General features: G+C 36.2%; 41 protein-coding genes. 4 read left to right on the top strand and 37 right to left on the bottom strand.

Annotated elements, in window-relative coordinates:
* Positions 1 to 13: 13 nt before the first annotated feature.
* The 6 genes from FB551_RS18405 to FB551_RS18380 form a co-directional block, all read right to left on the bottom strand.
* On the bottom strand, positions 14 to 208 hold the full coding sequence (locus FB551_RS18405) for a hypothetical protein (RefSeq protein ID WP_047427653.1): 195 nt from the start codon (positions 206 to 208) through the stop codon (positions 14 to 16).
* The gene (locus FB551_RS18400; protein WP_226798734.1) at positions 205 to 1,536 is read right to left on the bottom strand and encodes a DUF4178 domain-containing protein; all 1,332 of its coding nucleotides are present in this window, start codon (positions 1,534 to 1,536) and stop codon (positions 205 to 207) included. The genes FB551_RS18405 and FB551_RS18400 overlap by 4 nt, the downstream gene beginning before the upstream one ends.
* A 129-nt stretch (positions 1,537 to 1,665) precedes the next feature.
* Entirely contained in the window at positions 1,666 to 2,025 is a 360-nt protein-coding gene (locus FB551_RS18395; RefSeq protein ID WP_047427646.1) for an S-adenosylmethionine decarboxylase family protein, read from the bottom strand.
* A gap of 20 nt (positions 2,026 to 2,045) precedes the next feature.
* A complete protein-coding gene (gene ctlX, locus FB551_RS18390) occupies positions 2,046 to 2,969 on the bottom strand; it encodes a citrulline utilization hydrolase CtlX (protein ID WP_142018493.1) in 924 nt (307 codons plus the stop codon).
* Positions 2,970 to 3,024: 55 nt separating this feature from the next.
* Positions 3,025 to 3,432, bottom strand: a complete 408-nt coding sequence (locus FB551_RS18385) for a four helix bundle protein (RefSeq protein ID WP_047427641.1) — start codon at positions 3,430 to 3,432, stop codon at positions 3,025 to 3,027.
* 97 nt (positions 3,433 to 3,529) lie between these two features.
* Positions 3,530 to 4,444 carry a dimethylarginine dimethylaminohydrolase family protein gene (locus tag FB551_RS18380; RefSeq protein WP_047422426.1) on the bottom strand — a complete coding sequence of 305 codons (915 nt, stop codon included), beginning with the start codon at positions 4,442 to 4,444 and terminating at the stop codon, positions 3,530 to 3,532.
* A 290-nt stretch (positions 4,445 to 4,734) separates the two neighbouring features.
* On the opposite strand from FB551_RS18380, the gene FB551_RS23365 reads away from it, so the two are divergent.
* Positions 4,735 to 4,899, top strand: coding sequence for a hypothetical protein (locus FB551_RS23365; RefSeq protein WP_156121335.1), 165 nt, complete (start codon positions 4,735 to 4,737; stop codon positions 4,897 to 4,899).
* An 87-nt stretch (positions 4,900 to 4,986) separates the two neighbouring features.
* Here the strand turns inward: FB551_RS23365 and FB551_RS18375 are convergent, their stop codons facing one another.
* Complete coding sequence (locus tag FB551_RS18375; protein WP_142018492.1) at positions 4,987 to 5,373, bottom strand: winged helix-turn-helix transcriptional regulator; 387 nt, start codon at positions 5,371 to 5,373, stop codon at positions 4,987 to 4,989.
* Between the two features lie 120 nt (positions 5,374 to 5,493).
* Here FB551_RS18375 and FB551_RS18370 point away from each other — a divergent pair, with 120 nt between their 5' ends.
* Both FB551_RS18370 and FB551_RS18365 read left to right on the top strand, forming a co-directional pair.
* Positions 5,494 to 6,288 (top strand): SDR family oxidoreductase, encoded by a 795-nt coding sequence (locus FB551_RS18370; RefSeq protein WP_142018491.1) that lies wholly within the window; start codon positions 5,494 to 5,496, stop codon positions 6,286 to 6,288.
* 18 nt (positions 6,289 to 6,306) lie between these two features.
* Positions 6,307 to 6,630 (top strand): nuclear transport factor 2 family protein, encoded by a 324-nt coding sequence (locus tag FB551_RS18365; RefSeq protein ID WP_047427634.1) that lies wholly within the window; start codon positions 6,307 to 6,309, stop codon positions 6,628 to 6,630.
* Between the two features lie 59 nt (positions 6,631 to 6,689).
* On the opposite strand, the gene FB551_RS18360 is transcribed toward FB551_RS18365, so the two are convergent.
* From FB551_RS18360 to FB551_RS18325, 8 genes are all read right to left on the bottom strand, one after another.
* A complete protein-coding gene (locus tag FB551_RS18360) occupies positions 6,690 to 7,976 on the bottom strand; it encodes a citrate synthase (RefSeq protein WP_047427632.1) in 1,287 nt (428 codons plus the stop codon).
* A gap of 88 nt (positions 7,977 to 8,064) precedes the next feature.
* Positions 8,065 to 9,357, bottom strand: a complete 1,293-nt coding sequence (eno, locus tag FB551_RS18355; RefSeq protein ID WP_047427629.1) for a phosphopyruvate hydratase — start codon at positions 9,355 to 9,357, stop codon at positions 8,065 to 8,067.
* Positions 9,358 to 9,574: 217 nt separating this feature from the next.
* A complete protein-coding gene (locus FB551_RS18350; RefSeq protein WP_047427626.1) occupies positions 9,575 to 9,904 on the bottom strand; it encodes a hypothetical protein in 330 nt (109 codons plus the stop codon).
* Between the two features lie 67 nt (positions 9,905 to 9,971).
* Positions 9,972 to 10,760 (bottom strand): sensor histidine kinase, encoded by a 789-nt coding sequence (locus FB551_RS18345; RefSeq protein ID WP_142018490.1) that lies wholly within the window; start codon positions 10,758 to 10,760, stop codon positions 9,972 to 9,974.
* Positions 10,757 to 11,392, bottom strand: coding sequence for a hypothetical protein (locus FB551_RS18340; protein WP_142018489.1), 636 nt, complete (start codon positions 11,390 to 11,392; stop codon positions 10,757 to 10,759). The genes FB551_RS18345 and FB551_RS18340 overlap by 4 nt, the downstream gene beginning before the upstream one ends.
* 1 nt (position 11,393) lies before the next feature.
* Positions 11,394 to 12,185 (bottom strand): hypothetical protein, encoded by a 792-nt coding sequence (locus FB551_RS18335; RefSeq protein WP_142018488.1) that lies wholly within the window; start codon positions 12,183 to 12,185, stop codon positions 11,394 to 11,396.
* Between the two features lie 6 nt (positions 12,186 to 12,191).
* Entirely contained in the window at positions 12,192 to 12,824 is a 633-nt protein-coding gene (locus FB551_RS18330) for a response regulator (protein ID WP_047427613.1), read from the bottom strand.
* A 218-nt stretch (positions 12,825 to 13,042) separates the two neighbouring features.
* On the bottom strand, positions 13,043 to 14,896 hold the full coding sequence (locus tag FB551_RS18325; RefSeq protein ID WP_142018487.1) for a glycoside hydrolase family 35 protein: 1,854 nt from the start codon (positions 14,894 to 14,896) through the stop codon (positions 13,043 to 13,045).
* A 66-nt stretch (positions 14,897 to 14,962) separates the two neighbouring features.
* On the opposite strand from FB551_RS18325, the gene FB551_RS18320 reads away from it, so the two are divergent.
* Positions 14,963 to 15,397 carry a hypothetical protein gene (locus tag FB551_RS18320; protein ID WP_047427610.1) on the top strand — a complete coding sequence of 145 codons (435 nt, stop codon included), beginning with the start codon at positions 14,963 to 14,965 and terminating at the stop codon, positions 15,395 to 15,397.
* Between the two features lie 136 nt (positions 15,398 to 15,533).
* Here the strand turns inward: FB551_RS18320 and rplQ are convergent, their stop codons facing one another.
* The 22 genes from rplQ to rpsC all read right to left on the bottom strand — a co-directional run bounded on the left by rplQ (position 15,534) and on the right by rpsC (position 26,266).
* Entirely contained in the window at positions 15,534 to 16,055 is a 522-nt protein-coding gene (gene rplQ / locus FB551_RS18315; RefSeq protein WP_047422412.1) for a 50S ribosomal protein L17, read from the bottom strand.
* A gap of 6 nt (positions 16,056 to 16,061) precedes the next feature.
* Positions 16,062 to 17,057, bottom strand: coding sequence for a DNA-directed RNA polymerase subunit alpha (locus tag FB551_RS18310; RefSeq protein WP_047376582.1), 996 nt, complete (start codon positions 17,055 to 17,057; stop codon positions 16,062 to 16,064).
* Between the two features lie 33 nt (positions 17,058 to 17,090).
* Complete coding sequence (gene rpsD / locus FB551_RS18305; RefSeq protein WP_047427607.1) at positions 17,091 to 17,699, bottom strand: 30S ribosomal protein S4; 609 nt, start codon at positions 17,697 to 17,699, stop codon at positions 17,091 to 17,093.
* 19 nt (positions 17,700 to 17,718) lie between these two features.
* Positions 17,719 to 18,108 (bottom strand): 30S ribosomal protein S11, encoded by a 390-nt coding sequence (rpsK, locus tag FB551_RS18300; RefSeq protein WP_002983263.1) that lies wholly within the window; start codon positions 18,106 to 18,108, stop codon positions 17,719 to 17,721.
* A gap of 12 nt (positions 18,109 to 18,120) precedes the next feature.
* On the bottom strand, positions 18,121 to 18,498 hold the full coding sequence (rpsM, locus tag FB551_RS18295) for a 30S ribosomal protein S13 (RefSeq protein ID WP_002983260.1): 378 nt from the start codon (positions 18,496 to 18,498) through the stop codon (positions 18,121 to 18,123).
* Between the two features lie 9 nt (positions 18,499 to 18,507).
* Positions 18,508 to 18,624 (bottom strand): 50S ribosomal protein L36, encoded by a 117-nt coding sequence (gene rpmJ, locus FB551_RS18290; protein ID WP_007839480.1) that lies wholly within the window; start codon positions 18,622 to 18,624, stop codon positions 18,508 to 18,510.
* Between the two features lie 62 nt (positions 18,625 to 18,686).
* Positions 18,687 to 18,902 carry a translation initiation factor IF-1 gene (gene infA, locus FB551_RS18285; RefSeq protein ID WP_002983257.1) on the bottom strand — a complete coding sequence of 72 codons (216 nt, stop codon included), beginning with the start codon at positions 18,900 to 18,902 and terminating at the stop codon, positions 18,687 to 18,689.
* Between the two features lie 3 nt (positions 18,903 to 18,905).
* Positions 18,906 to 20,285 (bottom strand): preprotein translocase subunit SecY, encoded by a 1,380-nt coding sequence (gene secY / locus FB551_RS18280; RefSeq protein ID WP_002983253.1) that lies wholly within the window; start codon positions 20,283 to 20,285, stop codon positions 18,906 to 18,908.
* 9 nt (positions 20,286 to 20,294) lie between these two features.
* Positions 20,295 to 20,744: a 50S ribosomal protein L15 gene (rplO, locus tag FB551_RS18275; RefSeq protein WP_047096813.1), complete on the bottom strand. Its 450-nt coding sequence runs from the start codon at positions 20,742 to 20,744 to the stop codon at positions 20,295 to 20,297.
* 21 nt (positions 20,745 to 20,765) lie between these two features.
* Entirely contained in the window at positions 20,766 to 20,942 is a 177-nt protein-coding gene (gene rpmD / locus FB551_RS18270) for a 50S ribosomal protein L30 (RefSeq protein ID WP_029297759.1), read from the bottom strand.
* Between the two features lie 11 nt (positions 20,943 to 20,953).
* Positions 20,954 to 21,475, bottom strand: a complete 522-nt coding sequence (rpsE, locus tag FB551_RS18265) for a 30S ribosomal protein S5 (RefSeq protein ID WP_002983245.1) — start codon at positions 21,473 to 21,475, stop codon at positions 20,954 to 20,956.
* A 19-nt stretch (positions 21,476 to 21,494) separates the two neighbouring features.
* Complete coding sequence (gene rplR, locus FB551_RS18260) at positions 21,495 to 21,848, bottom strand: 50S ribosomal protein L18 (RefSeq protein WP_034694689.1); 354 nt, start codon at positions 21,846 to 21,848, stop codon at positions 21,495 to 21,497.
* Positions 21,849 to 21,863: 15 nt separating this feature from the next.
* Positions 21,864 to 22,409 (bottom strand): 50S ribosomal protein L6, encoded by a 546-nt coding sequence (rplF, locus tag FB551_RS18255; protein WP_047427603.1) that lies wholly within the window; start codon positions 22,407 to 22,409, stop codon positions 21,864 to 21,866.
* Positions 22,410 to 22,426: 17 nt separating this feature from the next.
* Positions 22,427 to 22,825, bottom strand: a complete 399-nt coding sequence (gene rpsH / locus FB551_RS18250; RefSeq protein WP_034694686.1) for a 30S ribosomal protein S8 — start codon at positions 22,823 to 22,825, stop codon at positions 22,427 to 22,429.
* Positions 22,826 to 22,972: 147 nt separating this feature from the next.
* Positions 22,973 to 23,242, bottom strand: a complete 270-nt coding sequence (gene rpsN, locus FB551_RS18245; protein WP_002983233.1) for a 30S ribosomal protein S14 — start codon at positions 23,240 to 23,242, stop codon at positions 22,973 to 22,975.
* A 3-nt stretch (positions 23,243 to 23,245) separates the two neighbouring features.
* Entirely contained in the window at positions 23,246 to 23,797 is a 552-nt protein-coding gene (gene rplE, locus FB551_RS18240) for a 50S ribosomal protein L5 (RefSeq protein ID WP_047427599.1), read from the bottom strand.
* Between the two features lie 11 nt (positions 23,798 to 23,808).
* Positions 23,809 to 24,135 carry a 50S ribosomal protein L24 gene (rplX, locus tag FB551_RS18235; RefSeq protein ID WP_047427597.1) on the bottom strand — a complete coding sequence of 109 codons (327 nt, stop codon included), beginning with the start codon at positions 24,133 to 24,135 and terminating at the stop codon, positions 23,809 to 23,811.
* Positions 24,136 to 24,156: 21 nt separating this feature from the next.
* Positions 24,157 to 24,525 carry a 50S ribosomal protein L14 gene (gene rplN, locus FB551_RS18230; RefSeq protein WP_002983226.1) on the bottom strand — a complete coding sequence of 123 codons (369 nt, stop codon included), beginning with the start codon at positions 24,523 to 24,525 and terminating at the stop codon, positions 24,157 to 24,159.
* 2 nt (positions 24,526 to 24,527) lie between these two features.
* Positions 24,528 to 24,782 carry a 30S ribosomal protein S17 gene (rpsQ, locus tag FB551_RS18225; RefSeq protein ID WP_027371715.1) on the bottom strand — a complete coding sequence of 85 codons (255 nt, stop codon included), beginning with the start codon at positions 24,780 to 24,782 and terminating at the stop codon, positions 24,528 to 24,530.
* Between the two features lie 12 nt (positions 24,783 to 24,794).
* Positions 24,795 to 24,980: a 50S ribosomal protein L29 gene (rpmC, locus tag FB551_RS18220; protein ID WP_034694678.1), complete on the bottom strand. Its 186-nt coding sequence runs from the start codon at positions 24,978 to 24,980 to the stop codon at positions 24,795 to 24,797.
* 12 nt (positions 24,981 to 24,992) lie between these two features.
* Positions 24,993 to 25,418, bottom strand: a complete 426-nt coding sequence (gene rplP, locus FB551_RS18215; protein WP_034694677.1) for a 50S ribosomal protein L16 — start codon at positions 25,416 to 25,418, stop codon at positions 24,993 to 24,995.
* Between the two features lie 98 nt (positions 25,419 to 25,516).
* The gene (rpsC, locus tag FB551_RS18210; RefSeq protein ID WP_034694675.1) at positions 25,517 to 26,266 is read right to left on the bottom strand and encodes a 30S ribosomal protein S3; all 750 of its coding nucleotides are present in this window, start codon (positions 26,264 to 26,266) and stop codon (positions 25,517 to 25,519) included.
* Positions 26,267 to 26,270 lie beyond the last annotated feature (4 nt).

Genomic DNA, 26,270 nt, shown 5'->3' with positions numbered 1-26,270 from the left:
AGTTTTTATATTTTTATTTGTGATAGTATCTGTAGAATCCTACTCTAGAATGGCTTCTTGTAGTTCCGTCGCGGTATGTTTCTGTTTTGGCACAGTCGCATACCTGATTTCCCTGGTACGTAAGGTATACAAACCAGGTCAGGCAGAATCCACCGATCATGCAGAGTATCCAGTTTTGTCTTATGTAATTTAAAATATTAATTATCATGATGTGGCATAAGGGGTATTTGAACTGTTCTTCCATTTATTCACATTAAAGAAATGTCTTCCTATCCACATCGCTACAAAGAGAACAACCATTATGAATAAAATAAATCCGAAGTTCCAGAATGAAACGGGAAGCCAGGTTGCTTTGAGCTGTACATAGGTATTGCTTGAAATGGGATCTGTAGTGAGTTTAAGTGCTTCAGTATTAATCAGGGAGTCCAGCTTTTGAGTTCCGAACGATGCTTTGGCAAGTCTGATTACGTCCGAGGTATCTTTTTCCAGCGTCTGTCCGTCTGTAAAGGTTTTAGTCTGCACCTTGAATATATCAGTAATCTCAATGATTCCTGATTTATCCCGTGATATAATGACCTTTGAATCAGGCGACGTAAGACCTGAAAATGAAGGTAAGCCACCTTCTTTTTCGGCGGAAATAATGAAGTGATATTTTCCGGAGCCTACCCCACAGAGATTAAAATCTTCGGACTGACTTCCTTCTGACCAGCTTTCTCCATCTTCGTAACCATGATATTGTTCGATATCTTTGGAGGTATAGATAATTTCATTGGTCTTTTCATTCACAAGACTCAACTGGATATTTGCCCAGGAATTATCAACTCCTGAAAAAGCATTGACCTTTAATGGTGCTGAGCCTCCTGAAAGGGTAAAACTTTTGCTGACCAGTTCCTTATTTTTTACATCAGCAAAATTGATGGTCTCCGCAAAAACGGTTTCGTTAGTTCTTGATGTATATACGTAGAGCTGAAGCAGACATATCATTAATGCGGCTACACAAAAGATGTTCAAAGCCTGTTTCATATCAAAATAATAAGGCTGAACAATCCCAACTCCTGTATAATACGGCATGTAAGCTATTTTAAAAGCTCTTTTGACATCATGTTTTGAAATGTGAACGCCGTAGAAGTACTGGCTTTTCTTAGCGGTCTTTTCCTGAGAGATCATACGGGTTCCGTTGACATATTCTTTGTAGGTCGCAACGCTGAAATCAAGGTGTTCATCAAAAAAACCGGCAGCAGCATCAATAGTGCATGGAGTATTTTCGTACCAGCGATAAGTTCGCCCGGCATAGGTAGGTAATTTCGAATTTTTACTTTTAAAATCATCGGGATGCATTGAGATCAGGAACACCCAGTGCCCATCACTTTCACTCAGGAAAGCATCATTTCCTTTGCTGTCTTTTAAAGAATATTCCCGCCAGAAAATACTGTTTCCGTATTTTTTGACAGTAATTGAAACGACCGTATATTCTACATCTTCAATTTTCCCTTTCTGTCCGACGTCCAATACAACGTTTTCTGTCGGTACTTTCAAATGTTTAGTCTTTTTATTTCCCGCTACATCAATGAGATAAGAGCAGGTTTTACAAACATATTCTTCTATAGGAAAAGTGAGATCTAATGTATTTTCTGATTCGCATGCTGGGCAGACATAGTGCATTTTTTATCTGTAAATTTTGTGTTTCTGAATCGTATTAGCTTTAAAATACTGAACCACTTCATCTGCAATCTGCTCTACTTTTGTGGTATTGTCCTGTGAATAATTACAAAGAAAAACATCAAAAGTAAGCTGTTTAAATTCCGGCCACGTGTGGATACAAAGGTGAGACTCTTTAAGGATCACTGCAGAAGTAAAACTATCATTCTCAAAAATATGATTGGTAACTCCTACAATTTCTACTTCTTTAGTTTTCAGAATATCTTCTGTAAACGTCAGAAAACCTTTGCTGTCTAATAACAAATCTTCTGACTCTGTTTCCAAAGTCAGAAGAATATGTAAACCTTTACTTGATAATGGGTTCAATTAATTTTTTCGTAAATATATTATTTTTTTGGAAGAAAAACCTCAGCAAGCATACATCTTGCGCTTCCTCCTCCATTTACTTCAATGGTATTCAGGTCTGAATAGATAATTTCGCAGTATTTTTCTATAGCTGCAACCTGTTCTGAAGATAAAGACTGATAGGCTGTCTGGCTCATCACCAGGAACTTCTCACCGTCTTTATTCTGAACCTGAAGCATATTTCCTGCAAACTGCTGCATCTGCTCTTCTGAAATTTCGATGATTTCTTTTCCTGATCCTTTAATGGTTTCCACTACTTTTTCTCTTTCCAGCTCATCATCAATACAATCAAGACAGATTACAACAAATTGATCTGCCACACACATCATTACGTTAGTATGATAGATGGGAAGTCTTTCTGTTCCTACGGTCTGGAAAGAATGGAAAACAACGGGAGTAAATCCGAATTTTGTACAGAATTCTCTGAACAGTTTTTCATCCAGTCTCAAAGAAACAGATCCATAAGCAATTTTGTTATCGTGATCGAAAATCATACTTCCTGTTCCTTCTAGGAAATGCCCCTGAGTTTCAGAGAAAGACCAGTCATCAATCTCCGCCACTTCGAATCCCTGATTCTGGATGCTTTCAATAATATCCTCTCTTCTTTCCACTCTTCTGTTGGAAGCGAACATCGGATATAAAACCACTTTTCCGTCCTTGTGAAAACTTACCCAGTTGTTTGGGAAAATAGAATCCGGTGTATGTGGATCCAAAGTATCTTTTATAGTAATTACATTAATTCCCTTTTCTCTCAGCTTTCCGACAAAGGTATTAAACTCTGCCAAAGCTTTTGACTGGATATCAGAACCTGTCTGTTCTACCTGAAAATAATTATTTTTCGCTGTCTCAGCGTTATAACCGAATGCGATCGGTTCTATCATTAATACTGTATCTGTTGTTTGCATTTTTTATATGTTTGAGGGTATTAGTGTATTAGAGTTTGAGTGTCTGAACAGCGTTTTACAAATTATTCTCTTCTTTATTCACAGAAGAAAATGAACACCATTTTTCTGACTGACTCATCATGTTAACTAACATTCCTATTATTTGATTATATTCTTTGTGCAAATGATCATATTGCTCTTCATTTATGTACTTACAAGCAAAAGCGAATTGAAGCCATGTTTGGGTTTCTCTTGCTTCTCCCTCTGAATCTGTAAGCTTAGCGATGAAGGATTTTTCATATCTTCTTTTTCCCCAAGCTTCACTAATATTTGCAGTTACAGATCTTGATGATCTTCTTATCTGATCTGTAAGTGAATAAAGTTCTTCTTTTGGATAGGATTTTGAGAATTCATAAATCAGTTGTGCTGTTTCAAATGATTTTTGATAAACTTTTAAGTCCTGATGAAATTTAATTGTTGACATACCTAATATTTATTTAAAATTAAAAAAATATTCAAGCCTACCAACACTATAACTCTCAGGCCTTAAAACTCTCCCACTCTCAAACACTCCTACTCCATTATTCTCTCACAAGCGGCATTGTAGAACATCTCAGCAAACCACCCATTTTAGAGATTTCTCTGTAAGGGATTTCTTCAACGGTCATTCCCCATACGTTTCTCAAATGGTCATTCATTCTTGTAAATGCTTTGTCTGAAACTACTACATCAGGAGCAATTGAGAAGATATTCGGGAACATTTCAAACATTTCTTCGTCATTGATATGGAAGCAGTTTTCTTCTCCGAAAATATCGATGATCAAGCGGTAATCACTTTCATCTACGAATCCATTTTTATAAATAATACATTTGTCTTCTCCTACGGGATTAAATGTACAGTCCAAATGCAGAATGCCTTCAAACGGAACTTTATCATTTTTCTTCAGTTCCAGGTCAATAATTCTTTTCTTTGGAAAATATTCTTTTAAGATTTCAATGGCATATTCATTTGTTCTTGCCGTCTTATAGTTTCTGTAATCTTCACTGAAGCAGGTTCCGATAAAAAGAAAATCATTCCATACAATTACATCTCCTCCTTCAATATGTGCTGTTTCCGGAAGGTTGATGATCTTTCTCCATGCTACTTTCTCAAAAACGCTTTTGTATGCTTCCTGCTCGTCTGCTCTGTCCGCGATCACATTGGAAATGATCATCTTATCGTCAATCACAAAGGCTACATCTCTTGAGAAAACCTGGTTGTAATCTTTGATGATACTTGGACGCAGTACTTCAACGTCATACTTTTTTAAAACTGCTTCAAAAGCGTTCATTTCATTAATAATATCCTCTTCTTTAGGATAAATGTTGTGTTCGATTGAGTAATATGACTTTGCGTCATAACTTTCCTCTAGTGTGGGAACTGCTCCCAGTGAATTAGGCTGGCCTAGAACTACTGACTTCAGCCTACCCGTTTCGTTTTTAATGTTTAGTCTCATAAAGATTTATGCAATACTACAAATATAAGTAAAGGTCTCTACCTATAAAACTTTTGGATTATTTTATGCATTAAATTTGATCGCCAAAACGAGCACCCTTCAACAAAATTTCCTTGTCTGTCCGGCCAACTGTAGTGAATAGCTCCAAAAACATCTACAACTTACTATTTTCCATCTACATAAGAATAAAAAAACAGATATTTATATTATTTAATTTCCTATATTAGTGATATAATTTTCGCGAAATTATAGACCCTAAAACATAACTATTAACACCAAAAATCAAAGTCATGAACAAGAACAATCCGGTGCTGAAAAACGCACAAAAATTAGGAAGAGACCAACAAAAATCTGTAATGGGAGGTGCTCCGATTTCAACTGGCAGAAGATGCTGCGAGTGGGATGATGCAGGAAATTGTTATATCTGGACATGTGACAGATGCCAATGTCCTTAATAAAAAACGAAAGCCTGCTTTTTTAAGCAGGCTTTCTTCTATTATTTTATAGATTCTTCACCTGAGATTAAATCAAAAAAGCTAATATCAGGTATTGTTTCTCTCGCTTTGTGACAAGTTTTCAAGCCTTCTCAATATCAATATCCGTAAACGTTCTTCATGGTCATCTCCCCATTTCCCTAATGTGCCAATCACCGGAATCAATGTCTGTCCAAATTCTGTAAGCCTGTATTCTACTTTTGGAGGCACAACGGGATAAATCTTCTTTGTTACTAGTTCATGCTCTTCCAGTTCTTTTAGCTGAACATTCAACACTCTGCGGGAAGCATCCGGAATTTTCCGCTGCAATTCACTGGGTCTTTGAAATCCTTCATTAATAAACCATAGCAAACGAATTTTCCATTTGCCATAGAGCACCTCAGCAATCAGATCAAGCCCGCAGTTCAGATTGGGTGGGATTTTTCTTTCATACATAAAACAAATGTAACACAATGAAATGAGATCACAATAGGGGATTAATTTATCCCTATGGGATTCGTAAGACCGTACTTGTAAGAGCCTGTCATACTCCTGAAATTTGTACAAAAAGAAATCATGACAGAATCATTTAATTTCAACAATGAATTATCAGGTAAGATTGCTTTGGTAACCGGAGGGACAAAAGGAACCGGAAAAGCTATTGCTGAGAGATTACTCACCGCTGGCGCCACTGTAATTATTACTGCAAGAAACCGATCTGAAGAGATGGATAATCAGCTTCATTTTATTTCAGGAGATCTGAGTAAGGCAAAAGACACGGAAAAACTGGTAAAAGAAGTATTATCTACTTTTGGGAAGCTTGATATTTTAATTAATACATTGGGCGGCTCAGAAACGCCTGGTGGCGGCTTCTCTGTTCTGAGTGATGAAGACTGGGAAAATACAATTCAGACCAATTTGCTGGCACCCGTTCGTTTAGACAGAGGATTTCTGCCGCAAATGCTGGAACGAAAGAAAGGAGTGATCATACATATTGCGTCCATTCAGGGAAGGCTGCCTTTATTTGATTCCACATTACCTTATGCTGCTGCTAAGGCCGGACTGATCAATTACAGCAAAGGTCTATCAAAAGAAGTTTCTCCGAAGGGAGTTCGTGTACTTACTGTTTCTCCGGGCTGGATCATGACTTCAGCTTCTACGCGTATGATGGAACGTATTGCGGACAGCTCTAAAACATCCATTGAAGAAGCAACTCAAAGCGTTATGAATGCACTGGGTGGAATTCCTATCGGCAAACCTGCCCAGCCAGAAGATATTGCAGAATTTGTTGGTTTTTTAGTTTCTCCACGGGCACAATATTTAACAGGAACCGAATATGTAATAGATGGTGGTACTATCCCTACTGTTTAATCATTTAAAAATAATAATATGAATTTACCTACCATTTTACAAGATTTTTTAAAGGCACAGGAACTTTTTGACAGTACAACTTTTGCCAGTTGTTTTTCTGAACAGGCATCCGTATTTGATGAAGGAAAAATATATATAGGAAAAGATGAAATCAGAGAATGGAATCAGAACTCTAATAATGAATTTAAAACGTTATTTGAGGTGAAAGACTTCCTGACGAAGGATGATACTATTCTTTTGAAGATCAATATTTCAGGATCTTTTGACGGCAGTCCGGTACTTCTTAAGTTTTATTTCAGGATTGAAGACAACCTTATTGCAGCCTTAACCATTACTGAATAAGTTGTAAAACAAAGAATCCCAAAGCAAGCTTTAGGATTCTTTTATGGTATAAGCAAATATTATCTGCTTGCAATGTCGATATAGTTTCTTTCCTGAGCACCTTGGTAAACCTGTCTTGGTCTTCCGATTGGGTCTCCTTTCAGTCTCATTTCTTTCCACTGAGAAATCCATCCCGGAAGTCTTCCTAATGCAAACATTACTGTGAACATTTCTGTAGGAATTCCTAATGCTCTGTAGATAATACCTGAGTAGAAGTCTACGTTTGGATATAGCTTTCTTTCTACGAAGTACTCATCTTCCAGCGCTACTCTTTCCAACTGCATTGCAATGTCAAGAGCTTTATCCTGGATACCTAATGCTGTAAGAATATCGTCAGCAGCTTTCTTGATGATTTTTGCTCTTGGGTCGAAGTTTTTGTACACTCTGTGTCCGAATCCCATTAGACGGAAATTATCAGCTTTATCTTTAGCTTTAGCAACATATTTAGATACATCACCTCCGTCTTTTTCGATCAATTCAAGCATTTCGATTACCGCCTGGTTAGCACCACCGTGAAGTGGTCCCCAAAGTGCAGATACCCCGGCAGAGATAGAAGCGAAAAGACCAGTGTGAGCAGAACCTACCATTCTTACTGTAGAAGTAGAACAGTTTTGTTCGTGGTCTGCGTGAAGGATTAATAATTTATCTAAAGCATTTACCACTACCGGATCAATTTCGAAATCAGCGTTTGGTAATCTGAATGCCATTTTGTAGAAGTTCTCTACGTAGTTCAGGTTGTTATCACCGTGGTTTAAAGGTAAACCTTGAGTTTTTCTGTAAGTCCATGCACAAAGGTGAGAGAACTTAGCGATCATAAGCTCAGCAGCGTGATCCATCTCTTCTTTAGAGTTTACGTTAACAGCTTTTGGATTGAAAGCAGTCAAAGCAGAAGTTAAAGAAGACAAAACTCCCATAGGGTGAGCAGAACGAGGAAAAACATCAATGATCTTTTTCATTTCGTCTGCGATGAAGTTATATTTTTTAATATTGTTGTCGAATGAAGTAAACTGATCCTGAGTAGGTAATTCTCCATGTAATAAAAGATACATTACTTCCGTGAAGTTAGATTTTTCAGCAATCTGCTCAATTGGATAACCTCTGTAGAATAATTCTCCTTTATCTCCGTCTAAGTAAGTGATGTCGCTAATAGTAGCTCCTGTATTTTTGTAACCTAAATCCAGAGTGATTAAACCTGTCTGGTCTCTTAATTTTGAAATATCAATCCCTCTGTCTCCGATAGTGCTATCCACGATTGGATATTCATATGAATTACCGTCGTAATTCAATATTACTTTGTTGTCTGACATTATTTATTTATTTTTTTTAAATATACCACTTTCCATAAAATACGGCAAACTAAAAATTTCGCTTGCCGTTATTTATAAATTCGATTAATTATCTTTTGATTTTAAAAGCTTCCAACCCTGGGAAAATTGCAGTTTCGCCTAAAGCTTCTTCAATTCTCAACAGCTGGTTGTATTTTGCCATTCTGTCTGATCTTGAAGCCGAACCTGTTTTGATCTGTCCGCAGTTCATTGCTACAGCTAAATCAGCAATTGTAGAATCTTCAGTTTCTCCTGATCTGTGAGACATTACTGAAGTGAATTTGTTGTTCTGAGCCATTTGTACTGCAGCCATTGTTTCAGAAAGAGAACCGATCTGGTTTACTTTTACAAGGATAGAGTTGGCAATATTTTCTTTTACTCCTCTGGATAGTCTTTCTACGTTGGTTACAAATAAGTCGTCTCCTACCAGCTGTACTCTGTCACCGATTTTATCCGTTAACATTTTCCAACCTTCCCAGTCGTTTTCCTGCATACCATCTTCGATAGAAATGATTGGATATTTTGCTGCCAGCTCCGCTAAGTAAGAAACCTGCTCGCTGCTTGAAAACTGAGCTGCATCCGGAGTCTGGAATTTTCTGTAATCATAGATTCCGTCTTTGTAGAATTCAGAAGCTGCACAGTCTAGTGCTAACATAATGTCATCACCTGGCTTATAACCTGCTTTTTCAATAGCCTGAAGTAAAGTATCCAAAGCATCTTCAGTTCCTTTGAAAGTAGGTGCAAAACCACCTTCGTCACCTACCGCAGTAGATAATCCTCTTGAATGAAGAATAGACTTTAGATTGTGGAAAATTTCAGTTCCTTTTCTCAATGCATGAGAGAAAGAATCTGCTTTTACCGGCATAATCATGAATTCCTGGAATGCGATAGGAGCATCTGAGTGAGATCCACCGTTGATTACATTCATCATTGGAACAGGAAGGGTGTTTGCGTTCACTCCCCCTACATATTTATAAAGAGGCATTCCCAATTCTGCTGCTGCTGCTCTTGCTACGGCCAGAGAAACACCAAGGATAGCGTTAGCACCAAGATTTCCTTTATTTGGTGTTCCGTCAAGATCAATCATGATCTGATCAATATAGTTTTGTTCAAAAACCGGCTGTCCTACTAAATTCTCTGCAATTACTTCTTTTACATTTTCAACAGCTTTCAGAACTCCTTTCCCCAGATATTCTGAACCACCGTCACGTAATTCTACCGCCTCGTGTTCTCCTGTAGATGCTCCTGAAGGTACAGCTGCACGGCCCATTGCTCCGCTTTCTGTAAATACATCTACTTCAATGGTAGGATTTCCTCTGGAATCTAAAATCTGTCTTGCTTCTATGTAAGAAATTGCACTCATTTTTTATTTTTTTTAGTTTAGACAAATTTAATCAAAATTTAACTTTTAAGGGTATTTCACAGTATTTTTTTGAAACTATTCCAAGTTAAATTTTAGTTAATTTATATTATGATAATTCCTAATTTTTGCGGTAACAGATCAGGGGTTTAAAAATAGAAGGCTATAACAAAACCCACCTTAAAAAGTGGGTTTTGTTATACGATATGTGAAGTTATTTTTATTTTCTGGGAGTAGGCGATAAAAGACCTGCCAACGCCCCGATTGCTCCTGATGAAATGGTAGCAAAGATCGTGACCAGCTGATTATCTTTAGAAGAGCCGTCATTCCAGTAAGCAATGAGAATAAGCCCTGCAATAATTGCAATGACCGCCAGCCCGAGCATCAGGACAATAATCCTGTAAATCCAATAATCTGTATCCTTTGGATTCCTTATTTCTACATTTTTAATAGCCTCTATAGGATTTGTTTTGAACTTCTCCTGAAGATCACTGTTATTTTTTAAAGCAGCTTCCAAATCTCCGATACTGTCGTTAATAAGAGTTTTCATGGCTTTTAATTTTATATACCAAATTTATCTCTAAAAAACGAACCCGTCAATTACACAAAAGGGGTATTTATAGTGTTATGTTGAACACCAAACAGATTCCGGCGTTTTCGGATATGATTATACATTCTCCTGATAATTCATTCATTCTTCGTTTCATATTTCTAAGGCCGTTACCTTCTTTCTGCCCATCAGGAATTCCGTTTCCGTTATCGGAAATTTTCATAGAAAACTTATTTTCTTTCTGCGAAAATGAAAGTTTCAAAGTATCTGCATGGCTGTGTTTGTACACGTTGTTGACGGCTTCTTTTAAGCAGAGAAAAAGATTCCGCCTCATTTCCGTAGAGATGGGTGCTTCTGCAATGATATCTTCGCATTCTGAATACACCCTGATTTTTGTTTTCTTTAAAAAGTTCCCCGTATAAAGGATAGCATAATCGACAAAGCTTCCCAATGTATCATTTCCTGAGTTCAGACTCCAGAGCATTTCCCTCATGGAGATATTCATTTCTTCAGAGGTCTTCAGAAGTTCATCGATATCGTTTTGCAGATCATCGTCTTCTGCTTTCTGTTTTAGAAATTCCGCCTGAAGTTTCAATGCAGAAATTCCGGCTCCAAGATCATCGTGCATATCATGGGAGATACGTTCCCGTTCCTGCTCCAGTACTTTTTGTTTTTCCAACTCTTTCTGGAGAAGCTGGTTTTGGTGTTCTGCTTCTTTGAGCTGTTGCTGCTGAATAAAAAAGAGCTGTCTTTTATTATACAGAACAACTATTAAAACAATAAAGATGACGAAAGTTATTAACAAAATAACAGCCATAATATAAGCCAATCGTATGGTATCCGGCAGCTGTTTCATATTGTTTTTTTATTTTCAAATTTCCTTAAAGCAATATAGAACAATCCATACATAATGATATTAACACAATACTGCATCACTTTCAAGATGTGCAGAAGCCCGGGATCATTATCCTGAAGGAAAAACATGGGAATAGATCTGAAAATAAAAAAGATACTCCAGAAAAGCAAACCACAGGAAACCCAGAAATGCGGATCGTCCAGAATTTTTATTTCGTCAAAATTTTTCAGTCTGATGTACAACCAAACCAACACATTAATGATGAAATAAAAGCATACTAATATTCCTAATGTATTTTCATAGTTATCACTATAAAACTTTACAAAGAGAATAATATACGCAAGTATGGCCATCAGAACATACCGGGAAAATACACTGAGTTTCCGGGGGAAAATTTTAGCATAGTAGATGCCAAAAAAAATAATCAAAAAAATGCTGTAATAATTAAACAGATAAGCAAAGTCAAATTCTTTATTGAATATTTTATAATGGCCATACAGCTCCAGGCAAAGCGACAGAAACAAAAATACCGCAAAATAGTTTTGGCTGGAAAGACCTTTCTTTCCAGCTAAAACTATAGACTTTACAGTAGCCGCCAAGAGTACTGCAATATAAATTACCTGGATCAACATCTTAAGGATATAATGAGCCCATATCGTAATATCCCTTGTCTGTGCTAAAAACCAGCGTCATTTGTTTTTCGTGGGTTTCAAAGTGTTTTTCATATTGGTCTTCCCGAAACTTATCTCCAAGATTATTTTCAAAAATCACTTTCTTGACATCACTGATCTCGCAAAGATTGATGATAAATGTATCACTACGATCTTTTGATAAGGTATCTATCAGATCAACGATATGATAACTGATATAACGTGTATTATTTCGCCCTAGATAATTAGTCAATACCTGATGTCCATTCTGAAGATAAAAATCATAAAGTGCTTTTACATTCTCATCGGAAATTCTCAGATCCTTAAGTGAAAAATCCTGATTGGCATTAATGATAAGATAATTATGCTCATCAATGGTATTTTTCCCCTCTGTTTGCAAAGAGGCCACCATGTAGATCACTTTGTTTTCAGAATAAGGTGTAAGTCGCAACCTGGAATCCTGTGGATCTATCTGTACGAAAGTGAATGTTAAATAGGTCGCTTTAATATCATTCATGAGGTCACAAATATTTTTCATTAATGAATGTTCTACAGCATAAATACCTCCGAGATTAAAATTCACATTTTGATTTTGCATAAATAGCAAAACTCCCTTTTTAGCACTGTCAATAAAACTTTTTGCCAGAATCTGGCTGATTGGCCTAATTTCCGACACATCTTCAACTAGCTGTTCAAGTTTATTACCGATAGGGCCTTCTCTGTAAGTTAAATTATCATCAGGGATTACCTGACTTGTTGCATTTGAATTTTCCATAATTTCTTAGTTTTTTGATTGATTAAATTTATTGACTGCCTCCACTTTATTGTTGACGTGGAGTTTTCTATAGATATTTCCTACGTGTTTTTTAACGGTATCAATACTGATGAATTTTTTATCTGCAATCTCTTTGTAAAGAAGACCCTGGGAAAGAAGTTCAAGGATTTCTTTTTCGCGTTCCGTAAGTTCATCAAAACCTTTTATCTCAGGAAGTTTCTTCTCGAAATGATTCAATACCCTTCTTGCAATAGAAAAACTCATAGGAGCACCTCCCTGATATACGTCCCGTATTGAGGAAAGAATCTTATCCATACTTTCGCCTTTTACCAGATATCCCATAGCGCCTGCCTTTAAAGAATTAAAAATCTTTTCATCATCATCAAAGCTGGTACACATGATAAACTGTGTATCGGGCATTTCTTTTCGTAATTTTTCTATGATTTCGATTCCGAGCATATCCTGTAACTGGATATCCATCATCACAACGTCAGGAGAAATATCAGGTAAATTCGTTATAGCATCATTGCCATCAAAGAACTGAGCGATCACTTTCATATCCTTCTGATAATTGATGACCTTCTTCAACGCATTGTTGTAGTTTTTCTCGTCTTCTACTATGGCTATGGAAATGCTCATGACTTTGTTTGTTTGAAGCAAATTTCAACAGAAAACAGATTGAAATCAATTACACGTTTGTGTAATATTATTGTTTGAGTTTGAAGTTATCGTTCAGTCTTTTAGACTTTATTAAATTTAATCAATTTTTCATTCCAAAAATAATATATGCCTAAATATTTCACAATAAATTTAAAGATAAAGCCAATAAGAAATAATAAGACACTTTACACTAACAGTTATTTTACAATCTGATCAAGAATAGGATGATCAATACTGCTTATAGTATTATGGAATTTGATCTGTTCAAAGATTTGAATGCGGTTTTTTCCTTTTTTCAGCCACACTCCGGGAATATAAAGGGTTTGTTGGGGACCTGCAGTACTCCAGTATCTTCCTACATTTCTCCCATTGATAAAAACAATACCTTTTCCAAAATTTCTCATATCCAGAAAAGTATCTCCTGTTTCATCAAGCATAAATTCTGCTTCCTGAATTACGGGTGAGTGAAAAGCAATATCTCTCTTTTTAAAATTATGTTTTGGGAAGCTTTCAAAAGGCAGGGGAAGCATTTCCCAATTTCCGAAAATTTCAGTACCATTAATTTTTACGGGGCTGATAATTCCCTTTAGATTATGAACAATCTCTGCTCCATAATTGATTCTGCCCATATTTTCAACCAGAATTTCCAGCCGGTCTCCGGATTTTATTTCAATATCAAGATCATACTTTTTATGTACTCTGTTCAATTCACCTTTCCATTGGCCATTGATATAAACATTCGCATAATCACGCAGACCGTTTATTTCCAATATTCCTTTATAATCTTTGTCAAACTTTCTTCTGTAAAGAACATATCCGTTTCCGATGTTCAGATCTTCAAATGTAAGGGGCTGGTCACTAATAATAGGTTTCTGATGGTCGGTAAGATCAAACAGAGAATTTACTTTTGAAAATTTTATTTGTGGGATGGTGATGACCTTTACGGGTTTTGGAACATCCGGAAGTTTACTTTTATTGATAGCTTGAAAAACTTCTCTTAATGCATTGTATTTAGGAGTTGTCCATCCTGCTTCACTGATAGGAGCGTCATAATCATAACTTGTAAGATCCGGCTGGATGTCATGATCCTTATCGTAATTGGCACCGCTGGTAAACCCAAAGTTGGTTCCTCCATGAATCATATAGTAATTAAAAGAAATACCATTTTCTATGTACAGTTTTGTTTGCTTCAGCACTTCTTCTGCAGAAACCCTCACGAATGGTTCTGCCCAGTGATCAAGCCAGCCGGGATAATATTCTGCAACCATATATGGGCCTTTCCCTTCATTATATTCATTGATACTTTTCTTTAAAACAGCAATATCACTTTCTCCATTCGCAGTGGGTAAAGCTCCTTCAATGGAACCCCCTTTAAAAAGCGAGCTTCCGTCTGAAGTAAATAATGGTACAGAAATCCCACTTTTCAATAGCATATCTTTAATCTTATGGCTGTATTTTCTATGTTCTTCCAGGGGAATATCTTTTCTTTGGGCGACATAAGATCCAAATTCATTTTCTGCCTGTACCATAATTACGGGACCTCCATTGTTAATCTGAAGAGGTACGATCTGTTTTGTCAGCTGACTGATATATTTCTGGCACTCTTCTAAAAAGGCTTTGTTGTCTCTTCTTATTTCCAGATTTTTATTTTTCTGCAGCCACCACGGATATCCGCCAAATTCCCATTCTGCACAAACATAAGGCCCGGGCCGGATAATGACGTATAAGCCGACTTCCTGTGCTGTCCTGATGAACTTCTGTAAATTTTTCTCACCTGTAAAATTCCATTTATCCGGTGTTTCTTCATGATAATTCCAAAATACATAGGTGGTAACAGTATTCAACCCCATAGCTTTCATCATCTCCAGGCGATGCTTCCAGTATTCTGAAGGAACTCTCGGATAATGCATTTCACCGGAGTATATGGTAAATAGTTTTCCGTTCAGGAAGAAATGTCCATCTTTTATTTCAAAATTTCCCTTCTGTGAAAACACAGTATTCAAGGAGAAAAATAAAAGAATAATGCATAAATATCGGTTAAAATTTCTCATATTGTAAGGCATGATTTTTGTAAAATTAAAGTATAAAAATCATATTGAATATCAAATAATATAATCATGAAAAAAAGTCTCTTAGCATTAAGTGCTGTATTGGCATTAGCTGTAGTCAGCTGTAAAAAAAGTGAAAGCGGAAACAAAAGCGTTATCAAAACAGACAGTTCAGAAACTGTAATTACAGACCATAATGGAAAAATAGATTCTGTAACGCAAAGTTCTTCGACAGTAGATATCAATGGTCAGAAAACTGAGAAAACAGATTTTGTTTATAAAGCTACCGATGGAACATTGGTAAAGGTAATATTCAAAAACGACCCGAAAGAAAGTACAGTAGCTATTACCAGCAATAAGAAAACATTTACATTACCTAAATCGGAAACCAAAGGGGATGAAACCATTTATAAGAAAGATGATATGACCGCAAGGGTAAAAGGAGACAGTCTTCACCTTGAACAGGGTAATAATATTATTGAACTGAAAAGAACAAAGATCTAAATAAAAATGTCCTTCAATATTGAGGGACATTTGTACATATTAAGTCTATATATTAGCTAATCGGGCTATATATATTATGGAAAATAAAAAAACCATCCGAAAACGGATGGTTTTTATTTATATTTCTGAATGAATATTATTCTTCAGTTTTTTCTTCAGTAGTGTCAGCTTTAGCTTCTTCTACTTTCTCTTCTACTGCAGGTGCTTCAGCTACTACAGCTTCAGCTTTTTTAGGTGCAGCAGTTGATCTTCTGCTTCTTCTTGTAGCTTTTTTCTCTTCAGCATTAGGGTTGTAAAGCTCGTTGAAATCTACTAATTCGATAAGAGCCATATCAGCAGCATCACCTGGTCTGAAACCTGTCTTAATGATTCTTGTATAACCACCGTTTCTTTCAGCGATTTTAGGAGCTACAGTTCTGAATAATTCAGCAACCGCAAATTTATTTTGAAGGTAAGAGAATACTACTCTTCTGTTATGTGTAGTATCTTCTTTTGCTTTTGTTAATAGAGGCTCAACATATACTCTTAAAGCTTTAGCTTTAGCTACAGTAGTGTTGATTCTTTTATGCTCAATTAGAGAACAAGCCATATTAGAAAGTAAAGCACTTCTGTGAGAAGCTGTTCTTCCTAAGTGATTGAATTTTTTACCGTGTCTCATTATTAATTATTTATCAGCGTCTAACTTATATTTTGCAACGTCGAAACCGAAGTTAAGACCTTTTGAATGCACTAATTCTTCTAGTTCTGTCAAAGATTTTTTACCAAAATTTCTGAATTTCATCAAATCAGACTTACTGTAAGAAACCAATTCTCCAAGAGTTTCTACTTCAGCTGCTTTCAGACAGTTAAGGGCTCTTACAGAAAGATCCATATCTGCTAATTTAGACTTAAGAAGTTGTCTTGTGTGAAGAGTTTCTTCATCGTACTGGATAGATGCTTTTACAGCTTCAGTTTCAAGCGTGATTCTCTCATCAGAGAATAACATGAAGTGATAAATTAATATCTTAGAAGCTTCAGTTAAAGCATTCTGAGGGCTGATAGACCCGTCAGTTTCTATATCTAATACAAGTTTTTCGTAGTCTGTTTTTTGCTCTACACGATAATTTTCAATGCTGTATTGTACTTTCTTGATCGGCGTAAAAATAGAGTCAATAGCAATAGTTCCTACAGGAGCATTGTTTGATTTATTTTGTTCAGAAGGAACATACCCTCTTCCTTTTTCAATATTGAAAGTAATTTCGAAAGTTACATCACTGTTTAGGTTGCAAATCACTAAATCTGGGTTCAGAACCTCAAATCCATTGATAGACTTTCCTAAATCACCAGCAGTAATAACCGTTTGACCTGAAACTTTAGCAACAACCTGCTCGTTAGCCTGGCCTTCTGCTGCAGCTTTTAATCTTACCTGCTTAAGGTTAAGAATAATTTCGGTAACGTCTTCGATTACTCCTGGAATAGTTGAAAATTCGTGCTCTACACCTTCTATTTTGATAGATGAAATAGCGTATCCTTCCAGAGAAGAAAGCAACACTCTTCTCAAAGCATTACCGATTGTAAGCCCGAAACCTGGTTCTAAAGGTCTGAATTCAAATTGACCTTTAAATTCATCAGAGTTAAGTAAAATTACTTTATCGGGTTTTATGAATTGTAAAATTGCCATATTATTGGGTTGAGCAAAAATTTGATTAAAAAATTATTTAGAGTAAAGTTCGACGATAAGATTTTCCTTAATGTCCTCCGGAATCTGGATTCTTTCAGGAGCAGAAACGAAAGTTCCTTCTTTCTTCTCATCGTTGAATTGTAACCACTCATAGTTTGACTTAGAAGCCAATGCATTGGTAACAACTTCAAGAGACTTAGACTTTTCTCTTACAGCGATTACATCACCAGCTTTTACCAAGTAAGAAGGGATATTAAGAATTTCTCCGTTCACAGTGATGTGTCTGTGAGAAACTAATTGTCTAGCTCCAGATCTAGTTTTTGCAAACCCGAATCTGTATACTACGTTATCCAATCTTGATTCACAAAGTTGTAATAGAACTTCCCCTGTTACACCTTTACTTCTGTGTGCTTTGTCAAATAAGTTAGCAAACTGTCTTTCTAAAATACCGTAAGTATATTTAGCTTTTTGTTTTTCAGCTAACTGAACTGCATATTCTGATTTTTTAGCACCTCTTCTTTTGTTAGGACCGTGTTGTCCTGGCGGTTGGTTTTTTCTTTTTTCGAAGTTCTTATCATCTCCGTAGATTGCAGCACCAAACTTTCTAGCAATCTTAGTTTTAGGTCCAATATATCTTGCCATAATGGGTAAATTCTAAAAATTAAACTCTTCTTCTTTTTGGTGGTCTACATCCATTGTGTGGCATAGGAGTCACATCAATGATTTCGCTAACTTCAATTCCTGAATTGTGGATAGATCTGATAGCAGATTCTCTACCTGCACCTGGACCTTTCACAAACACCTTTACTCTTCTTAAACCAGCTTCGTGAGCTACAGCAGAGCAATTTTCAGCTGCCATCTGAGCAGCAAATGGAGTATTCTTTTTAGAACCTCTGAAACCCATTTTACCGGCAGAAGCCCAAGAGATAACCTCTCCGTTTTTATTTGTTAAAGAAATGATGATGTTATTGAAAGAAGCCTGAATATGAGCTTCACCAATAGCTTCAACTTTTACTTTTCTTTTTTTAACTACTTTAGTTTGTTTTGCCATAATTCCTAACGATTATTTACTAGCTTTTTTCTTGTTAGCAACAGTTTTTCTCTTCCCTTTACGTGTTCTAGAGTTGTTTTTCGTTCTCTGGCCTCTTAAAGGTAATCCAAGTCTGTGACGTATTCCTCGTTGGCATCCTATGTCCATCAATCTCTTGATGTTCAATTGCACTTCAGATCTTAATTCTCCTTCTACTTTTACGTTTTCAGAGATATATGTTCTGATTGCAGCCAATTCATCGTCATTCCATTCGTTGACTTTCTTGTCTTCGCTGATACCGGCAGCTTTAAGGATTTCAGAAGAAGTACTTCTTCCTACTCCATAGATGTAAGTTAAACCGATAACACCTCTTTTGTTTTTTGGTAAATCAATACCTGCAATTCTCGCCATAATTTAATGTTAACCTTGTCTTTGTTTAAATTTTGGGTTCTTCTTGTTGATTACGAATAGTACACCTTTTCTGCGTACGATTTTGCAATCAGCGCTTCTTTTTTTAATTGATGCTCTTACTTTCATTTTGATAGTATTTATTTTTTACAAATGCCAAATGGAATGTGTATTCCATTTGGCTAATTGTTTTAATATCTAAATGTGATCCTCCCTTTAGTTAAATCATAGGGAGACATTTCTAGTTTTACCTTATCACCAGGTAAAAGTTTAATATAATGCATTCTCATTTTGCCGGAGATATGAGCAATAAGGATATGCCCATTTTCCAGCTCTACACGGAACATGGCGTTAGAAAGTGCTTCCACGATCACGCCATCTTGTTCAATATGTTTTTGTTTTGCCATAAATTAATATCCAGTCGTTCTTGATAATTTAGACTGCATTAAGCCATCATAGTGATGGTTCAGCAGATATGTATTAATCTGTTGAACTGTATCTAAAATTACACCCACCATAATTAATAGTGACGTTCCCCCGAAAAATAGGGCAAACGCATCTGTCTGAACAAAGCTTCCATGCACAATTGCTGGAAGGACTGCAAAGATAGATAAAAAAATTGCACCTGGCAAGGTAATTTTTGATAAAATATCATCTAAATAATCAGCGGTCTCTTTACCGGGTCTTACTTTCGGTACTAAACCTCCATTTCTCTTCAAGTCATCAGCCATCTGGTTTACCGGAATTGTAATCGCAGTATAGAAAAATGAGAAGATAATAATTAATAGCGCAAACAATACGTTGTACTGCCAGCTAAAAACATTCTTGAAACCTGCAAGAAAAGTATTAGACTCATCGAATTTTGTTAATAATCCTGGTACGAACATCAATGCCTGAGCAAAGATAATCGGCATTACACCAGCAGCATTTACTTTCAATGGAATCCATTGTCTTGCTCCCTGCATAAGATTTCTGTTTACACCTCCTCTTGCTTGAGCTCTGCTTACATACTGAATTGGAATTTTTCTAACAGCTACTGATAAGATTACTGCTAAAAGAACTACCAACATCCAGAATAATACTTCAATAAGGATCATGATAGATCCCATTCCTCCTTTTCCGTTCTGCACGGCCATCTCCTGTACGAATGCCTCAGGTAATCTTGAAAGGATCCCCACCATAATAAGGATAGAGATACCGTTTCCGATTCCTTTATCGGTAATCTTTTCACCTAGCCACATTGCAAATACTGAACCGGCAACCAAAATAACAATACTTGGTAACCAGAACATGATTGAATTAGGCTCTACATAGTATGCAGACTGGAACTGAGCATACGGTAAGAATAATTGAGTAATAGAAGTTAAGTAAGAAGGTGCCTGTACCAGACAAACTCCAATCGTTAACCATCTTGTAATTTGGTTCAATGTATTTCTACCTGACTCTCCATCTTTCTGAAGCTTCTGAAGATAAGGAATAGCCATCCCCATCAACTGAACAATAATAGAAGCAGAAATATAAGGCATGATTCCTAACGCCATTACGGAAGCGTGGCTGAAAGCTCCCCCCGTAAACGACGAAAGCAAGCCAAGGAGACCTGCTCCTTGCTTGTTACCGCCTTGATTTTTATAATGCTCTAAGAGATCTCCCACCTCTGCAAGGTTAATTGCAGGAAGCGAGATATAAGATGCGAATCTATACACAAGGATAATACCTAAAGTAAAGAGAATTTTATCTCTAAGTTCTTTAAGACTCCAAATATTTTTAAGTGTTTGTATAAATTCTTTCATTAGTAAGTATTATAAGGTAATTGCTTTTCCACCTGCTTTAGCAATAAGCTCTTCAGCAGATTTAGTGAATTTGTCAGCAGAGATTGAAACCGCAGATTTCAATTCTCCTCTACCCATAATTTTCACTAATTCGTTTTTAGAAACTATCCCGTTTGCTACTAAAACTTCTTTCGTGATTTCTCCAGTGATGGATTTGTTCTCGATTAACGTTTGAATAGTATCAAGGTTAACTCCTCTAAACTCTTTTCTGTTTACGTTTTTGAATCCGAATTTAGGTAATCTTCTTTGTAAAGGCATCTGTCCACCTTCGAAACCGATTTTTTGAGAATAACCAGCTCTAGCTTTCTGACCTTTGTGTCCTTTTGTTGAAGTACCTCCTTTTCCGCTACCCTGACCTCTACCAATTCTCTTTGAGTTGAAAGTAGATCCTGCAGCAGGTTGTATGTTATTTAAATTCATTTTAATTTCTCTTTTATAAAATTATTTTTGAACTTCAAGTAAGTGGCTTACTGCAGCGATCATTCCTAAGATAGAAGGAGTAGCTTCGTGCTCTACAACTTGGTGAAGTTTTTTTAATCCTAATGCTTCAAGCGTTCTCTTTTGGGTTTTTGTTCTACCAATAGCGCTTCTTACTTGCTTTACTTTAATTGTTGCCATTGCTTTAATTATTAACCGTTAAACACTTTACTTAGAGAAATCCCTCTCATTCTAGCGATCTCTTCAGGTCTTCTGATGTCTAATAACGCTTTGAAAGTAGCTTTCACTACGTTGTGAGGGTTAGAAGATCCTTTAGATTTTGAAAGGATATCGTGAATACCAGCTGATTCCAATACCGCTCTTACCGCACCACCGGCGATAAGTCCTGTACCGTGAGAAGCAGGTCTTAAGAAGATATCTGCACCACCGTATCTAGCAGTAGTTTGGTGAGGAATAGTATGGTTCATTACAGGAACTTTCACAAGGTTTTTCTTAGCGTCTTCAACTGCTTTAGCAATTGCAGAAGCAACCTCTTTAGATTTTCCTAAACCGAAACCGATAACACCTTCTTCGTTACCTACTACAACAATAGCAGAAAATCCGAAAGCTCTACCTCCTTTTGTTACTTTTGTTACTCTGTTAACAGCTACGAGACGATCTTTTAATTCTAATCCTCCCGGTTTTACTCTTTCTATATTATCTAGTCCTAACATATTTTCCGAAATTTAATGATTAGAATTTAAGTCCACCTTCTCTTGCACCATCAGCTAGAGCTTTTACTCTACCGTGGTATACGAATCCGTTTCTGTCAAATACAATACTTTCGATTCCTGCAGCGATAGCTTTAGCAGCGATAGCTTTACCAACAGCAGCAGAAACTTCAGTCTTAGTACCTTTAGCGTCTACACCTTTTTCTCTAGAAGAAGCTGATGCTAAAGTTTTACCATTTTTATCATCGATTAACTGAGCGTAAATTTCCTTATTACTTTTGTATACAGATAATCTTGGCAATTCAGAAGATCCAGAGATTTTCCCTCTTACTCTTCTTTTGATTCTTATTCTTTTTTCTAATTTACTTAATGCCATAATACTTATAATTTATTAAGCAGATTTACCAGCTTTACGTCTAACAATTTCTCCTACGAATCTTACACCTTTTCCTTTGTAAGGCTCAGGCTTTCTGAAAGAACGGATCTTTGCAGCTACCATTCCTAGAAGTTGGTTGTCGTGAGACGTTAAAGTAATAATTGGGTTTTTACCTTTTTCAGTCAATGTATCTACTTTTACTTCGTTTGGAAGTTCCAATACGATACCGTGAGAGAATCCTAAAGCTAACTCAAGTTTTTGACCTGCGTGTGAAGCTCTATATCCTACCCCTACTAGTTCAAGTTTCTTTTCGAAACCTGCATTTACACCAACAATCATGTTGTTGATTAACGCTCTGTATAAACCGTGAAGCGCTTTGTGTTGCTTAGAATCAGATGGTCTGTTTACGTTAAGTTCACCATCTTTTTGTTCTATAGTAATTCCTGCTGTAAGCTCTTGAGAAAGTTCTCCTTTTGCTCCTTTTACAGTTACTACACCGTTGTTTTCAGTGATTGTAACTCCAGCTGGAATTGTTATAATTGCTTTACCAATTCTTGACATTTTCCTCTGATTAAAAATTAATAAACATAGCAGATTACTTCACCGCCTACTTTCTCTTCTCTAGCTTTCTTGTCAGTCATTACTCCTTTAGAAGTAGAGATGATAGAAATACCCAAACCGTTTAGTACTCTTGGAAGTTCAGTAGAACCTTTGTACTGTCTCAAACCTGGTCTAGAAGCTCTTTGGATAGACTTGATAGCCGGTTTGTTGGTTTGCTTATCGTACTTTAAAGCGATTTTGATCACTCCTTGAACAGCGTTATCTTCAAACTTGTAGTTTAAGATATACCCTTGATCAAATAAGATCTTAGTAATCTCCTTTTTGATTTTCGATGCAGGAATTTCCACCACTTTGTGGCCTGCGCTTTGTGCGTTCCTTACTCTTGTTAGGAAATCTGAAATTGGATCTGTTACCATTTTTCTTTTATAAATTATTGGTTAAAGAACAATCAGTTTTGAAAAGACTTGAAGATTAAAATATCAGACGTCAGAAATCTTCGGTCTGATATTTTTATTCTTTAGTATCCTGACAACTTAATTGTCCCGATTTTTAATTAGTAATTATTACCAACTAGCTTTTCTTACACCTGGGATAAGACCGTTGTTTGCCATTTCTCTGAAAGTTACTCTGGAAATACCGAACGTTCTCATGTATCCTCTTGGTCTACCTGTTAGTTTACATCTGTTGTGTAATCTTACAGGAGAAGCATTTTTAGGCAATTTTTGAAGTCCTTCGTAATCACCAGCTTCTTTAAGAGCTTGTCTTTTAGCAGCGTATTTAGCAACTAGTGCTTCTCTTTTGCGCTCACGCGCTTTCATTGATTCTTTAGCCATTTCTTAGTTCTTTTTAAATGGTAAACCGAAGTGAGTTAATAATGCTTTAGCTTCTTTATCTGTTTTCGCAGTAGTTACGAAAGTGATGTCCATCCCTTGGATTTTTTTCACTTTGTCAATTACGATTTCAGGGAAGATAATTTGCTCAGTAATACCTAAGTTGTAGTTACCTCTACCATCGAAACCATCTGCCTTGATACCAGAGAAATCTCTGATACGTGGTAAAGCAGAAGAAGTAAGTCTGTCTAAGAACTCATACATTCTGTGAGCTCTCAAAGTTACCTTTGCACCTACAGGCATACCTTTTCTTAGTTTGAATGCAGCTTCGTCTTTCTTAGAGATTGTACCAACTGCTTTCTGACCTGTGATGTTTGTCAATTCTTCTACAGCATAATCAATAATTTTCTTATCTGCAGTAGCATCTCCTAAACCTTGTGATACAACGATTTTCTCTAATCTAGGTACTTGCATGATTGACTTGTACCCGAATTCTTCCATCATTGCAGGAACAATTGTTTCTTTATATGCTTTTTTGGGTCTTGCTATAAATTCCATGTTAATTCAAATTATAAAGTTTCACCCGTTTTTTTGTTAATTCTTACTTTCTTATCTCCTTCGATTTTGTAACCGATTTTGATAGCTTTTCCGTCTTTACCAACTAAAGCTACGTTTGAGATATGAATAGAAGCTTCCTTTTCAGTAATTCCTCCTTGAGGATTAGAAGCTGAAGGCTTAACGTGTTTCTTAACGATGTTAAGTCCTGCAACGATTACTCTTGGGTCTCTACCTTCTTTCTTGATCACTTCAATAACTTCACCAGTCTTACCTTTGATATCTTTCTTACCAGTAGTAATGATTACGTTATCTCCTCTTTTTATTTTTAACTTTGACATTTCTTTTAAAAATTTTAAAAATTAAAGTACTTCAGGAGCTAATGAAATGATTTTCATATATTCTTTGTCTCTCAACTCACGAGCAACTGGTCCGAAAACACGCGTTCCTCTCATTTCTCCCGCTGCGTTTAGTAATACACAAGCATTGTCGTCGAATTTGATGTATGAACCATCTTTTCTTCTTACTGCTTTTTTAGTTCTTACTACTACAGCTTTAGATACCTGACCTTTTTTAGCGTTTCCTGATGGTGTAGAATCCTTGATCGTAACAACGATTTTATCACCAACTGAAGCATATCTTCTTCTGGTTCCTCCCAGAACTCTGATCACTAGTACTTCTTTAGCACCTGTGTTATCAGCAACTTTTAATCTTGATTCTGTTTGTAACATTATTACTTAGCTTTTTCAATGATTCTTACTAATCTCCATCTCTTGCTCTTGCTCAAAGGTCTAGTTTCTTGGATCAAAACAGTATCACCTTCTGTGCATTCGTTGTTCTCGTCGTGTGCAGTATATTTTTTCGTTTTCAAAACGAATTTACCGTACATCGGGTGCTTTACTCTTGTAGTTTCACTAACAACAATAGTTTTTTCCATTTTATTGCTGGAAACCACTCCGATTCTTTCTTTTCTTAAATTTCTATCCATTGTAAAATGAAATTATTGTTTGTTAGTTAACTCAGTGTTTAGTCTTGCGATTGTTTTTCTCAAATCTCTGATTTGAATCGGGTTTTCAATTGGGCTGATTGCATGAGCCAATTTCAATTTAGAATATTGAGCTTTTGCTTCAGTTAATTGAGCTTGAATATCACCCGCGCTTAAATTTTTAATATCAGCATTTTTCATTGTATTCAAAGATTATAGAGGTTTAACAAAATCGTTAGCAACGATGAATTTAGTAACTACTGGTAATTTTTGTGCAGCAAGTCTAAGAGCTTCTTTCGCAATTTCGTAAGGAACTCCTCCAACTTCGAACATAATTTTACCTGGTTTTACTACAGCTACCCAATATTCAACAGCACCTTTACCTTTACCCATACGTACTTCCGCTGGTTTTTTAGTAATTGGCTTATCTGGGAAGATTTTGATCCATAGTTGACCTTCTCTCTTCATATATCTTGTAGCAGCGATACGAGCTGCTTCAATCTGTCTTGCAGTGATCCAAGCTCCTTCCGTTGCTTTGATCCCAAAAGTTCCGTAAGCAAGTTGACTACCTCTCTGGGCATTCCCCTTCATCTTCATCTTATGAACTCTACGGAATTTGGTTCTTTTTGGTTGTAACATAATTTCTAAATTTTAGATTTTAGATTTTAGATTTTAGATTTTTTTTAATTTTAAAAAAGTAACGGTAATTTAAAATTCAAAATTTCTAATCTAAAATTTTAATTATTATTGTTATTGTTGTTGTTTTTTCTAGGTCTTCTGTTGTCTCTGTCTCCACCTCTGTTTCCTCTATCTGACTGACCTCCTTTTTTCTGTTGTCCCACTAGTGGAGAAAGTTCTCTTTTACCGTAAACTTCACCTTTCATGATCCAAACTTTAACCCCTAGTCTACCGTAAGTAGTGTGAGCTTCTGCCCAGTGGTAATCGATATCAGCTCTGAAAGTTGACAATGGAATTCTTCCTTCTTTGAAAGATTCTGATCTTGCCATCTCAGCTCCGTTTAATCTACCAGAAATCTGAACTTTGATACCTTCAGCACCCATTCTCATAGTACTTGCCATTGCCATTTTAACAGCTCTTCTGTAAGAAATTCTGTTTTCAATTTGCTTAGAAATACTATCAGCAACTAGTACAGCGTCTAATTCAGGTCTTTTGATTTCGAAAATGTTGATTTGAATATCCTTACCTGTAAGTTTCTTCAACTCTTCTTTCAATTTATCAACTTCCTGACCTCCTTTACCGATGATAAGTCCCGGTCTAGCAGTAGTAATAGTTACTGTAACTAATTTTAAAGTTCTTTCAATATAAATTTTTGAAATACCACCTTTAGATAATCTAGCTTCAAGGTATCTTCTGATTTTGTAGTCTTCAGCGATTCTGTCTCCATAATCGTTTCCACCAAACCAGTTAGAATCCCATCCTCTGATGATACCTAATCTGTTACCAATTGGATTTGTCTTCTGTCCCATACCT

The sequence above is a fragment of the Chryseobacterium aquifrigidense genome, from assembly GCF_006716485.1.
Classification (GTDB): domain Bacteria; phylum Bacteroidota; class Bacteroidia; order Flavobacteriales; family Weeksellaceae; genus Chryseobacterium; species Chryseobacterium vietnamense.
This window is presented reverse-complemented; position numbering and strand designations above follow the sequence as displayed.